At 36.6% G+C, this 12,312-nt stretch carries 13 protein-coding genes; 6 read left to right on the top strand and 7 right to left on the bottom strand.

From position 1 onward, the window contains the following. The first annotated feature begins 206 nt into the window (after positions 1–206). Entirely contained in the window at positions 207–749 is a 543-nt protein-coding gene (locus Q0940_RS02130; protein WP_299263316.1) for a gamma carbonic anhydrase family protein, read from the top strand. Positions 750–799: 50 nt separating this feature from the next. On the opposite strand, the gene aroE is transcribed toward Q0940_RS02130, so the two are convergent. The 6 genes from aroE to dprA form a co-directional block, all read right to left on the bottom strand. Next, the gene (gene aroE / locus Q0940_RS02135; protein ID WP_299263318.1) at positions 800–1,612 is read right to left on the bottom strand and encodes a shikimate dehydrogenase; all 813 of its coding nucleotides are present in this window, start codon (positions 1,610–1,612) and stop codon (positions 800–802) included. A gap of 155 nt (positions 1,613–1,767) precedes the next feature. After that, the gene (hemF, locus tag Q0940_RS02140; protein WP_299263319.1) at positions 1,768–2,676 is read right to left on the bottom strand and encodes an oxygen-dependent coproporphyrinogen oxidase; all 909 of its coding nucleotides are present in this window, start codon (positions 2,674–2,676) and stop codon (positions 1,768–1,770) included. 1 nt (position 2,677) lies between these two features. Next, entirely contained in the window at positions 2,678–3,241 is a 564-nt protein-coding gene (locus Q0940_RS02145) for a Sua5/YciO/YrdC/YwlC family protein (protein ID WP_299263321.1), read from the bottom strand. Then, on the bottom strand, positions 3,231–3,791 hold the full coding sequence (locus Q0940_RS02150; protein ID WP_299263323.1) for a topoisomerase DNA-binding C4 zinc finger domain-containing protein: 561 nt from the start codon (positions 3,789–3,791) through the stop codon (positions 3,231–3,233). The genes Q0940_RS02145 and Q0940_RS02150 overlap by 11 nt, the downstream gene beginning before the upstream one ends. An 80-nt stretch (positions 3,792–3,871) precedes the next feature. Next, positions 3,872–4,345 carry a DUF494 family protein gene (locus tag Q0940_RS02155; protein WP_299263325.1) on the bottom strand — a complete coding sequence of 158 codons (474 nt, stop codon included), beginning with the start codon at positions 4,343–4,345 and terminating at the stop codon, positions 3,872–3,874. Positions 4,346–4,376: 31 nt separating this feature from the next. Then, entirely contained in the window at positions 4,377–5,468 is a 1,092-nt protein-coding gene (dprA, locus tag Q0940_RS02160; protein WP_299263327.1) for a DNA-processing protein DprA, read from the bottom strand. Between the two features lie 211 nt (positions 5,469–5,679). On the opposite strand from dprA, the gene def reads away from it, so the two are divergent. Genes def through Q0940_RS02185 form a run of 5 tightly spaced genes read left to right on the top strand, consistent with a single transcriptional unit; the run spans position 5,680 to position 10,641 of the window. Beyond that, entirely contained in the window at positions 5,680–6,195 is a 516-nt protein-coding gene (gene def / locus Q0940_RS02165; RefSeq protein WP_299263329.1) for a peptide deformylase, read from the top strand. Positions 6,196–6,200: 5 nt separating this feature from the next. Further along, the gene (gene fmt, locus Q0940_RS02170; RefSeq protein ID WP_299263331.1) at positions 6,201–7,160 is read left to right on the top strand and encodes a methionyl-tRNA formyltransferase; all 960 of its coding nucleotides are present in this window, start codon (positions 6,201–6,203) and stop codon (positions 7,158–7,160) included. Positions 7,161–7,166: 6 nt separating this feature from the next. After that, positions 7,167–8,468, top strand: coding sequence for a 16S rRNA (cytosine(967)-C(5))-methyltransferase RsmB (gene rsmB / locus Q0940_RS02175; protein ID WP_299263333.1), 1,302 nt, complete (start codon positions 7,167–7,169; stop codon positions 8,466–8,468). A gap of 33 nt (positions 8,469–8,501) precedes the next feature. Further along, a complete protein-coding gene (gene trkA / locus Q0940_RS02180; protein ID WP_299263335.1) occupies positions 8,502–9,878 on the top strand; it encodes a Trk system potassium transporter TrkA in 1,377 nt (458 codons plus the stop codon). A 4-nt stretch (positions 9,879–9,882) separates the two neighbouring features. After that, positions 9,883–10,641 (top strand): hypothetical protein, encoded by a 759-nt coding sequence (locus Q0940_RS02185; protein WP_299263337.1) that lies wholly within the window; start codon positions 9,883–9,885, stop codon positions 10,639–10,641. Positions 10,642–10,852: 211 nt separating this feature from the next. Here Q0940_RS02185 and Q0940_RS02190 read toward each other — a convergent pair whose 3' ends face one another. Beyond that, positions 10,853–12,304, bottom strand: a complete 1,452-nt coding sequence (locus Q0940_RS02190) for a TrkH family potassium uptake protein (protein WP_299263339.1) — start codon at positions 12,302–12,304, stop codon at positions 10,853–10,855. Between the last annotated feature and the right edge of the window lie 8 nt (positions 12,305–12,312).

The following is a 12,312-nucleotide window of genomic DNA, read 5'->3' on the forward strand; positions in this document are numbered from 1 at the left end:
CAATCTCAAACGGCCTACTTAACTTTGTCTTTCTGCTGTTTGATGTCTTCCTGACAACGTGGGGCGCATTATAGGGAGTTTCGGATTCAGTGCAACCCTTTATTTCAAATTAATTACCGAGTGATTAATATTCCTGCAGTACGTGTATTTATTGACTTAATCGTTTAAAATTTAATGTATTATATGGATAAACAAGAGGACATATTATGAATCTAAAAAATACAAAGATGTATAAAGGTATGGCACCAAAACTAGACAGTAGTGTTTTTGTAGAGGGCACTGCGGTACTTTATGGTGATATAACTCTAAAAAGTGATGTTAGTATTTGGCCTATGGTTGCTGCTAGAGGTGATGTTAATACTATTATTATTGGTGCAAGATCTAATATTCAAGATGGCAGTGTCTTACATGTCACACGAAAGTCGCCTTCTAATCCTGAAGGTAACCCACTACTAATAGGTGAAGATGTCACTATTGGTCATAAAGCTATGTTGCATGGTTGCACTATTGGTGATCGGGTATTAGTGGGTATGGGGGCAATTGTTATGGATGGCGCTATTGTTGGTAATGATTGTATTATTGGAGCAGGTTCTTTAGTCCCTCCTCATAAAACATTAGAAGATGGTTATTTATATGTTGGCAATCCAGCTAAACAAATAAGACCGTTAAAAACCTCTGAGTTGGAGTTTTTATCTGTCTCTGCTGATAACTATGTACGCTTAAAGAATGAATATTTAGAGCAGCTATAATAGAAAGCTACTCTAAAGTTGGTTTATTTAATATAAATCTTATGGCTCTTTTAATTAGCCTTTCTTAATAAATTTCTAATTTGGGATGTATCTGGTCGTACTCCATGCCAAATTAGAAATGATTCAGCAGCTTGTTCCACTAGCATACCTAGACCATCTATCGCTTTTACATCTGGATTACTATTTTCTAATACAAATTTATTAAAGCTAGTTTGATAAGGTTTGTAACTCATATCATAACTAACCGATATATTATTAAAACAAGCTGTGTCCATTTCTGGCACATCGTCTGTGATTGAACAAGATGTAGAATTGATAACAACATCAAATTCACCTTCAATTTTATCTAAACTACTTGCAGATAAATTATTACTATTTATAGCTGTTACTATTTGCTCTGCTTTTTGTTTTGTTCTGTTGGCTATAACTATGTGTTTAGGACTTTGATCAACTAAAGCCAGTATTGCTCCTTTAGCTGCACCACCGGCACCTAATACCAAAATACGTTTACCCTTTAAGTCTATATTATGGAATTTAAGATCTGTGACTAAGCCAATTCCATCGGTGGTATCTGCTTTAAAAATATTATCTTCTTTATATAGTGTATTTGCAGCTTCGGCTATTTGAGAATGGCTTGATACCTGTGAAGCATATAAATAGGCATCGTTTTTAAATGGTGTTGTTACATTTAAACCAGTTCCACCACTGGCAAAAAACTTATCTACCGTCTGTTTAAACTGATCAGGTTCAGACTCTAATAGTACGTAACTCAACTCAATATTAAGCTGTTTAGCAAAAGTTTGATGAATAAGTGGAGATTTAGAATGAGCTATAGGATTACCGATGACTGCAAATTGTTTCATTTGTTTATTTCAGAAAAGTTGATAATACAGTGATAGTCTCGAAATCGTATCTAGATAACAAGCCCATTAAGATAATATTAATGTATAAGTTAAACTCCTGTTGGAATTTTAATTGTTTAACTTATACATAGATTGGACATATTAGATCTAATTACTTAACGATTTAACCAGTTTCTAGGTACTAAGTAGTCATTAAGTTTTGCTTCTGGACTATTTTCATCTGGAGAATATTGGTATTCCCAACGCACCAATGGTGGTAGTGACATCAATATAGACTCAGTTCTGCCCCCCGTCTGTAAACCAAATAAGGTCCCGCGGTCGAATACGAGGTTGAATTCAACGTAACGACCACGTCGGTATAATTGAAATTGTCGCTGCTCTTCTGTGTAACTGTCATCTTTTCTTGCTTTAACAATTGGCGAATATGCTTTACAGAATCCTTTACCGACTTCTTGAGTAAACTCGAAACACTTCTCAAATCCCCATTCATTTAAGTCATCATAAAAAAGACCACCCACACCACGAGTTTCATCTCTATGTTTTAAATAGAAGTACTCGTCGCACCATTTTTTATATTTATCATATAAGTCATCGCCAAAAGGCTGACATATATCTAACGCCGTTTGATGCCAATGTAGAACATCTTCATCTTTTGGATAATAAGGTGTTAAATCAAAACCACCACCAAACCACCACACTGGCTCTTCGCCTTCTTTCTCTGCAATAAAGAAACGTACATTGGCATGAGTTGTCGGTATATGAGGGTTATGTGGGTGAATAACTAAAGACACGCCACAAGCATTAAAGCTGCGGCCTTTTAATTCAGGTCTGTGTGCTGTTGCTGAAGCTGGCATATTGGCGCCATATACATGAGAGAAATTAACACCTGCTTGCTCAAATATTTGACCATTTTTTAAAACACGAGAGCGTCCACCACCGCCTTCTTCTCTTTGCCACTGATCTTGTTCAAATCCGTTTCCGTCTAGTTCAGTTAATGTGGCACAAATATCTTCTTGGAGTGATTGAAAAAAGGCTTTTACTTGCTCTAACATATTGTTTTCCAACTTAATTCCTTATTACTTTTCCAGTAAATGCGTGTTTAATGGTTGAAGGGTTTGTGTTACCACCTAACGGCTCGTCAACATAAACAGCAACTTGTTCTTTAAATAGTGTTTGTAACTGCGGTAAATTCTGACAGGTTGGCTGTCCAGTCAAATTAGCACTGGTGGAAACAATTGCACTGCCAAAGTCATTACATAATGCAACAACCGTTGAATGCTCAGTAACTCTAACTGCAACTAATTCACTGCCGCCTGATATCCAAGATGGCGTTAACTCTGAACATGGTAACAACCAAGTTACAGGGCCAGGCCAAGAGTCGAAAACTTGTTGTTTAATCTCAACTGACAGTTTTGTTATATCTACATATTTTTCTACTTGTTCAAAACTAGCAGCAATTAAAATAAGCCCTTTTTCTATAGGTCTTTGTTTAATTGTTAATAAATGCTCTACGGCTACTTTGCTCTGAGGATCACAACCCATTCCCCAAACAGCTTCAGTTGGGTAAACGATAACTTGATTTTTTTTTAAAGCAGCGATTGCTGCTTGTCTGTTTAAATTATTCTTCATTTTGTTCAGCGGGAGATTCTACTTGAAAGTGGTGATTACAATTAGGGCATTGCAGCTCATTATTATGCTCTATCATTATACTCCAATCACACTCTTCACAGGTATGGAGTATCGGCTTGTGGTTAACGAGATAATCACATTTAGGATATTGATTACAAGCATAAAAGCTTTTGCCTTTTTTATTTGCTCGCATATGTAACTCACCTTTATTGCATAACGGACAAGCGACAGGTTCATAATCGTCGTCGTCATCATCTTTAACGGTAAAGTTACAATCAGGATAATTTAAGCAGCCAATGAACATACCAAACTTCCCTGCTTTCACAGCTAAGTCCCCTTCACATTCTGGACAGCAAACATCATCTAATATTTTTACCGTTTGAACTTCAGAAGATTGTGATAAAGCACGAGTATAATCGCAGGCTGGGTAAGTAACACATGTCCAAAAGGCGCCTGAACTTCCGCTCTTAATTTGTAATTCTGAATTACATTTAGGGCACAGCTCTTTAATTTTTGTGGCTTCAAACGGATTATCTTGGTCCGGGGTCATGTGCTGAGCAATCTATAAAATATATTTGTGTGGATCTTATCCACTACAAATATATAAGCAATAGAAATTAGTTAAATTAATTAATGAAGCGTTCCGTCTGGTTCATCAAAGACTAGATTCTCCATTTGTTCAAATGCTGATTCTTTACCAGGAACATTGAACAACACCATAAGTACAACCCATTTTAAGTCTTCTAATAAGATTTGGTTTTCTTCTAGTTCCATGACTCGGTCAATCACCATTTCACGTGTGGCAACGTCGAGTAAATTAACTTGCTCAAGAAAAAGTAGAAATCCTTGGGATTGAGTATCAAGCTTAATACTTTCTTCTAAAGTGTATACGCGAGTTGATACTGAGGTTTGCCCCGCTATAAATGGGACAATATCATTGGATTGTAGATCAGATAAATCTTCTAACCACATTAACGCTTTATATATGTCGTCGTCATGAAAACCGGCTCTTTTCAGCTCTTTGGATAATTCATCATCGTCTATCCATATTTCAGAACTGTCATTTACAATATTTTCAAATAAATATAAAAGTATATCAAACATAAATCGCCCTCTTAACGTTAAAGTAGGTAACCTAGGAACACACCTTTAAATAGCCTCCGGGCACTGACAATATAAACCCTTCAACCTCTAATCCTAATAGTCTTTCAAGTACCTGTTCAATAGGTAAATTTGACTTTTGAACTATAATATCAATTGGTGTTGTGTCATGCCCAACACTAGCTAACAATTTATCCTCTGCCAAGTTCTTTTTTACAGAAACTTTTTCTGGTTGAGGAAATTGCCAATACTCTTCAACAATATCATTTACATTAGTTATTATTTTAGCGCCTTGTTTAATAAGATGATGACAACCGTCTGATAAAGGATTAAATATGCTGCCTGGTACAGCAAAAACATCACGTCCCTCTTCCACTGCGCACCTTGCTGTTATTAAAGACCCACTTTTAATTGCAGCCTCCACAACTACTGTACCATTAGATAAGCCAGCAATAATTCTATTACGCTTAGGGAAATTAAATTGTATTGGTGGAACGTCAGGTAAAAACTCAGAAACTAACAACCCACCTTGTTCAACTATACCCTGTGCTAGTTGTAAGTGACGTTTAGGATAAATATTATTTAACCCTGAGCCGAGAACAGCAATAGTACTTCCATTTACCGACAATGCCGCTTTATGTGCAATCCCATCAATACCAATGGCTAATCCGCTGGTGATAGCGACATTAAATTGAGTTAACTCCGTCACTAAATTCTTGGTTACTTTGCTTCCGTATGCCGTAGGGTTTCTACTGCCAACAAACGCGACTTGCACTTTATTTAATAACTTAATGTTCCCGCGGACAAATAATAATGATGGTGGTCTTGAGGTGTTCAGTAACAGGTTAGAATATAACGCGTGATTAAATGGAATAACATGGACATTATGTCGTTCAAGCCACTCTACTAGAGCGTCGATATATTGCCAGTTAGGATTTGATAAATCTTCTATCTGTCTTGCTGTTAATTTAAATGCTGGCCATTCAGACACTGATAACTTAAATAAGTACAGAATATTCGGCAATAGACCCTCTAATCGTTTTAAAGCAGCAATGCCTAACTTAGGGCACATAAACAATGCTAACCAAAGTCTAAGTTCCGATTTTGACAGAAGTTGTACATTCATAATTTCATCCATAACCAGCTTGAATTTCCTATATTAGAAACATAGTTAACTATATATAAAATTGCTAATTTAAAATGAATGAATAATAACCATCAACACCTATTAAATTTTGCCATATACAGGTAAAATTAGATTATCTGTGGTTGCTGTAAATCTTAGTGTTTAAAAGGCAAGCACCTCGTATTTCAATATTGTTGAGTAAAAATTTTATATGACTGTTTTAAATGTACTGCAATTCCCTGATGAAAGACTACGTACTGTAGCCAAAGAAATAACAACGGTAACTCCAGAAATTCAAACACTTATTGACGATATGTTTGAAACAATGAAAGAAGAAACTGGTGTTGGCCTTGCAGCATCACAAGTAGATCAACATATTCGTTTATTTGTTTTAGATGTTAGTGAAGAGCAAAATGAACCTCTTGTGTTTATTAACCCTGTTATCACTCACAAAGACGGTTTAATGATCAATGAAGAGGGGTGTTTATCTGTTCCTCATTGTTACGCAAAAGTTGAACGCGCGGAAACCGTTACCGTTACTGCACTAGACAAAAACGGTGAAGAATTTACAAAAACGGCTGAAGGCTTAATGGCTGTTTGTATTCAACATGAACTAGACCATTTAGATGGCAAACTATTTGTTGATTACTTATCACCATTAAAACGCGAACGAATTAAGAAAAAATTGGAAAAAGAAGCTAAAGCCTTAGCTAAAAAGCAAGGGTAAACTGAGTGACCACAAAAAAGTTAAATATTATTTTTGCTGGCACTCCAGAGTTTGCAGCTAAGCACTTAGAGCACCTTATTGCTAATAACTACAATATTGTTGCTTGTTACACCCAACCAGATCGTCCAGCAGGACGAGGTAAAAAATTACAACCAAGTGCTGTAAAACAAGTAGCACTTGAGAACAATATACCTGTGTGCCAGCCTCAATCATTAAAAGATGAAGAAGCATTAACCGAATTATCTAACTGGAATGCTGATTTAATGATCGTCGTCGCTTATGGTTTATTACTTCCTAAAGCAGCGTTAGATGCACCAAAACATGGTTGTATTAATGTTCACGGTTCTTTATTACCTAAATGGCGTGGTGCAGCACCAATCCAACGTTCAGTATTAGCTGGTGATGTAGAAACAGGCGTTACCATAATGCAAATGGATATTGGTCTTGATACTGGTGATATGCTACTGGTAGAAAAGTGCGATATTACTAATCAAGACACTAGTGGCTCTATTTATGAAAAACTACAAATAATTGGCCCTAAAGCATTATTGAAAACCGTTGATCAAATTGAAAACGCTGAGATTACACCAATTCAACAAGACAACGAGCTAGCTACTTACGCACATAAATTAACAAAACAAGAAGCATTAATAGATTGGACGTTATCGGCCATTGAAATCGAACGTAACATTCGTGGCTACCAACCTTGGCCTGTTGCTTATACAGAATTAAGCGGCAATATTGTTAAAGTTTGGCAGGCTGAAGTCATAAGTTCATCAAGTAAACCAGCTGGTGAGATCATTAGTGCAGATAAATCTGGTATCACAGTAGCGACTTCTGATGGCGCAATTAAAATCACTCAATTACAGCCACAAGGCAAAAAACCAATGTTGGTTGCAGATTTTATTAACGGCCGTGCTGATTGGGTAACGTTAGGTAGTAACTTGTTAGTGGACGCAAATTAGAAATATATGAATAAAACCAAAAATGTAAGAGCAGAGGCGGCAAAGTGTTTAGTCGCAGTATTAGATAAAGGTTTATCTTTATCAGACGTGCTACCAAAATCTCAAGCCAATGTAGCACCAAAAGACGCCGCTTTATTACAAGAAATATGTTTTGGTGTATTACGTTATTTTCCAAAGTACGACGCGATAACTAATTTATTACTGAGTAAAAAATTAAAAGGCAAACAACGTATATTTCATCATTTGATAATAGTGGGTTTATATCAAATTGATAAAATGCGTATTCCAGAACACGCTGCTGTAGCTGAAACAGTGCAAGCTACCGTTGTATTAAAAGCTCCCGGACTTAAAGGGTTAGTTAACGCCTGCTTACGTAACTTCACACGTAACAAAGAAGCATTAGAGAATAAAACCGATAACCTTGTTACACAATACAGCCATCCTGGTTGGTTTATTAAACGTATTCAAGCCGCCTACCCTGAAAATTGGGCAGCAGTATTAGAACAAAACCTTGAACGTTCCCCTATGTGGTTACGAGTTCATACAAACAACGTGTCGCTTGAAACATTCATCATCGAGTTAAATAAAACCAATATTGAATTTGAGCAACCGTTAGAAAATAAAACTAGCATACTATTAAGTAAACCGAGTCCAGTTGAAGCAATACCTGGTTTTGAACAAGGTTGGTTTACCGTACAAGATGGCGCCGCACAACACGCCGCCTTATTACTAGAGCCTAAAGATGGTGACTTAATTTTAGATGCATGCGCCGCACCTGGTGGTAAAACCTGTCACATATTGGATTTAGCGACTTGTGATGTAATGGCTGCTGATATAGATGAAACTCGACTCGAACGTGTTTCACAAAACTTAACGCGATTAAACGAACACGCTGATATTGTCTGTGGTGACTTATCAGACCCAAGTGTTATTGATGAAGGTATTAAGTTTGACCGAATCCTTTTAGATGCACCATGCTCAGCTACCGGTGTTATTCGTCGTCATCCAGATATAAAATGGCTTAGACGTAATGAAGACATTGACGCACTTGCTCAATTGCAGAAAAAAATTCTAGAGACTTTGTGGCAAAAACTAAAAACTGGGGGCATTATGTTATATGCAACTTGCTCTGTTTTACCTGAAGAAAACAAACAGCAAATAGCACAGTTTTTACAGAAAACCGATAATGCTAAATTAATAAAAATTGATGAGTCTGAAACTAATGAAGCTCCGGGTTGGCAAATTTTACCCGGTCAGCTTAATATGGATGGATTCTATTACTGTCGCTTGATGAAGACGTCAGATTAATAATAAAAACAATAGGTTAACAACTATCTCAATATGAAGATAATTATATTAGGTGCAGGACAAGTCGGCGCGACTTTAGCGGAAAACCTCACAAGTGAAGAAAATGAGATCACTGTGGTTGATATTAACGCTGAAAAATTGCACGACTTACAAGACAAACTCGACTTACAAGTTGTATGTGGACAATGCTCTCACCCAGATGTATTAAGACAAGCTGGTGCAGAAGATGCCGACATGTTAATTGCCGTTACCAGAAGTGACGAAGTTAATATGATGGCCTGCCAAGTTGCCTACAGTATTTTTTCTACCCCGACTAAAATCGCAAGAATTCGCTCTCAGCAATATTTAAAATACAGAGAACAACTATTCCATAATCATGACTTACCGGTTGATCATTACATTGCACCGGAGCAATTAGTTACTCAGTATATTCGTCGTCTTATCGAATACCCTGGTGCGCTACAAGTATTAGAATTTGCTGGCGGCAAAGTCTCTTTGGTTGCGGTAAAAGCTTATTACGGTGGCTCTTTAGTAGGTTACGCTTTATCTGCATTAAAAGAACACATGCCAACTGTAGAAACTCGAGTTGCTGCCATATATAGAAAAGGCCAAGCTATCAAACCTCTTGGCACCACAGTTATTGAAGCTGATGATGAAGTATTCTTTGTTGCCGCATCGATACATATTCGTTTAGTAATGAACGAGTTACAAAAGCTCGAAGACAGTTATAAACGAATTATGATCGTCGGTGGTGGAAATATTGGTGCTGGCCTAGCAAAACTGTTAGAAACTGAATATCGTGTAAAAATAATAGAAAAGAATCAAAAACGAGCTGAATATTTATCGCAACAGCTTGAACATACAGTTGTTTTTACCGGCGATGCTTCAGATCAAGAATTGTTAGCTGAAGAGCAAATAGACCAAACTGACGTATTTATTGCCGTTACAGATGACGATGAAGCGAATATCATGTCTGCCATGTTAGCCAAACGCATGGGCGCACAAAAAACAATGGTGTTAATTCAACGTAGTGCTTATGTTGATTTAGTACAAGGTGGCGAAATAGATATTGCCATCTCACCGCAACAAGCAACTATTTCCGCTTTGCTAACTCATGTTAGACGTGCTGATATTGAGAATGTATATTCATTACGTCGAGGTGCAGCAGAAGCCATTGAAGCTATAGCTCATGGCGATGAAAATAGCTCAAAAGTAGTTGGTAAATCGATACAAGAATTAAAATTGCCGCCTAAAACCACAATAGGTGCAATTGTTAGAGGCGACGATGTACTCATTGCCCATGATGACACTGTTATACAGAGTAATGACCATGTTATTCTTTTTCTAGTAGATAAAAAATATATAACGGAAGTTGAAAAGTTGTTCCAAGTGAGCGCATTTTTCTTATAAAATTATGAATAATCAAGAAACACAAAACGATAATCCTGACACCCCCACGCATACCAATGATCACCTAAACGATTCTTTTAACCTAGGATATTTTGTCCGTTGGGTGGGTATTAGTCTTATAGTTATAGCTGGATTAATATACTTAGCTTATTACTTAGGTTCGAATGAAAATCAACATGAAATAACCCAGCTAAAGCAAGAGGTTAAAAGACTTGGTGAAATGGACTCTTTAAATGAGCTTATTTCTCAATTTGAATTAATTGGCAGTAATATTAAATTATCAGGGAATGAACGAATTCGTTTAACTGAATTATTAGATCAGGTAATTTTACATAAGAACAGCCTACAATTAACCGAAGTTGAATTAAGACAAAGTAAAAATAAAATTTCAAATATCACCGTAAATTATAAAGATCAGGTAGCACGGCTTAAAAGAGAGATTAAAGTATTAAAAGCTAAATTGTCAGAGGCTGAAATTGCCATGTCTTATAGCCAAGGCAAAGTAAAAACATTTACACTTAACGTTAAAGATACATACGCTCTTTTAGAAGAGCCTGCTGAACCTGCATCACGTATTAGACTACATAAAATTCTTAATAATGAAACGGCACAAATATATGTTGGTAATTCATTAATGTCTTTCAATATAGGACATACATTAAGATTCCGATTCGTCCCAAACTGGTTGTGTAACGTTACCTTAATTAAAATAAATAATGGAGTACAACAGGTTGAGTTTGAATATAAGTGTGACCTTAATTAAACCTCTTCACCTTAAGTTTTTGTCTTTAAAAAAACTTAAGGTATTTAAACTTAAATATGTAACGCAAGGCAATATTTCGGTCACATTAATTCCAATTCAAATAACGAATTAGTCAATTCATTAATTCAATTGGTATTAAATGTGTGTTGAGATAATTATTCTCAGCTTTGTCTCATGCATACAGTCATATATAAAATGGTATTTTGCGTAATTAGCTACGCCAAAATGCTGGAGTAAACAACACTAGTAATGTGAACACTTCCAGTCGGCCAAATACCATAGCCAACATTAAAATCCACTTTCCACCATCCGTCACACTTGCATAATTTGCGGCAACTTCACCTAAACCAGGACCTAAATTATTTAAACAAGCTGCAGTGGCGGTAAACGCCGTAATATTATCCATACCGGTTGCCATCAAACAAATCATGATCACAACAAACACTAATGTATAAGCTGAAAAAAATCCCCATACAGCTTCCACAACTCTGTCAGGTAGCGCTTTTCTTCCTAACTTAATAGAAAATATAGCTTTAGGATGAACAAGTCGATTTAGCTCTCTAATACCTTGTTTGAATAGTAAAATAACTCGTACTACTTTTAAGCCACCACCGGTAGAGCTAGCACAACCGCCAATAAAGGAACTAAAAATTAATAGCATAGGTAAGAATGTAGGCCAAGCTGAAAAGTTAGAGGTCGCAAACCCTGCTGTTGTTGACATAGAGACGGCTTGAAATAATGCCTGATCTAACGATTCAAGATTAGAATTATATTCACTTTGTGAAACTAATACATACCAACACACAAGTACCAAGGTCAATTGAATATATAGAAATATTTTAAACTCAGGATCACGGATATACTGCTTAATTGAACGGTTGGTCACTGCGGCATAATGTAATGAAAAGTTAGCCGCTGAAATTAGTAAGAATACAACACAGACTAAGTTAACCGCACTGCTATTGTAATAACCAATACTGGCATCATGAGTGGAAAAACCACCGATTGCTACCGTAGAAAATGAATGACTTATTGCATCAAACACATTCATACCCGCTAACCAATAACTAACTGCACATAATAGGGTTAATGAAACATAGATATACCAAAGGTGTTTAGCCGTATCTGCTATTTTAGGTGTCATCTTACTGTCTTTCATCGGGCCAGGAATTTCTGCACGATACAACTGCATACCACCAACACCAAGTATTGGTAATATTGCGACCGCTAATACGATGATCCCCATGCCGCCAAGCCATTGTAGTTGCTGACGATAGAATTGAAATGCTTTAGGTAAGAAGTCTAATCCTGTAAGTACAGTGGCACCTGTTGTGGTTAAGCCAGAAAAAGATTCAAAAAATGCATCTGTTATACCCATTTCTGGTGTGGCAGAAAACACAAATGGCAAAGCACCAAACGAGCCTAGTACCAACCAAAAGAAAACAACAATTAAAAAGCCCTCTCTTGCTCTTAATTCTTCTTTTTGGAATCGATTTGGGTACCAAATTAAAATACCGGCGATGATGTTAAAAAAGAAAGCGATGATAAATGGCACACCACCACCATCGTTATAGATCAGTGCAACTATTGCAGGTGGCAACATGGCCACACTAAATAGCGCAATTAACAAACCTAATATTCTTATTATCGTCCGGTATTGCATTGGCTTCT

The sequence above is a fragment of the uncultured Psychrosphaera sp. genome, assembly GCF_947500655.1.
Taxonomy (GTDB): Bacteria; Pseudomonadota; Gammaproteobacteria; order Enterobacterales; family Alteromonadaceae; genus Psychrosphaera.

Excerpts from the sequence above, each read along its gene's own strand:
- Q0940_RS02145 (WP_299263321.1), bottom strand. The coding sequence starts at position 3,241 with ATGAAGAATAATTTAAACAGACAAGCAGCAATCGCTGCTTTAAAAAAA.
- trkA (WP_299263335.1), top strand. The coding sequence starts at position 8,502 with ATGAAGATAATTATATTAGGTGCAGGACAAGTCGGCGCGACTTTAGCG.
- Q0940_RS02150 (WP_299263323.1), bottom strand. The coding sequence starts at position 3,791 with ATGACCCCGGACCAAGATAATCCGTTTGAAGCCACAAAAATTAAAGAG.
- rsmB (WP_299263333.1), top strand. The coding sequence starts at position 7,167 with ATGAATAAAACCAAAAATGTAAGAGCAGAGGCGGCAAAGTGTTTAGTC.
- Q0940_RS02185 (WP_299263337.1), top strand. The coding sequence starts at position 9,883 with ATGAATAATCAAGAAACACAAAACGATAATCCTGACACCCCCACGCAT.
- Q0940_RS02155 (WP_299263325.1), bottom strand. The coding sequence starts at position 4,345 with ATGTTTGATATACTTTTATATTTATTTGAAAATATTGTAAATGACAGT.
- Q0940_RS02130 (WP_299263316.1), top strand. The coding sequence starts at position 207 with ATGAATCTAAAAAATACAAAGATGTATAAAGGTATGGCACCAAAACTA.
- def (WP_299263329.1), top strand. The coding sequence starts at position 5,680 with ATGACTGTTTTAAATGTACTGCAATTCCCTGATGAAAGACTACGTACT.
- dprA (WP_299263327.1), bottom strand. The coding sequence starts at position 5,468 with ATGAATGTACAACTTCTGTCAAAATCGGAACTTAGACTTTGGTTAGCA.
- aroE (WP_299263318.1), bottom strand. The coding sequence starts at position 1,612 with ATGAAACAATTTGCAGTCATCGGTAATCCTATAGCTCATTCTAAATCT.
- Q0940_RS02190 (WP_299263339.1), bottom strand. The coding sequence starts at position 12,304 with ATGCAATACCGGACGATAATAAGAATATTAGGTTTGTTAATTGCGCTA.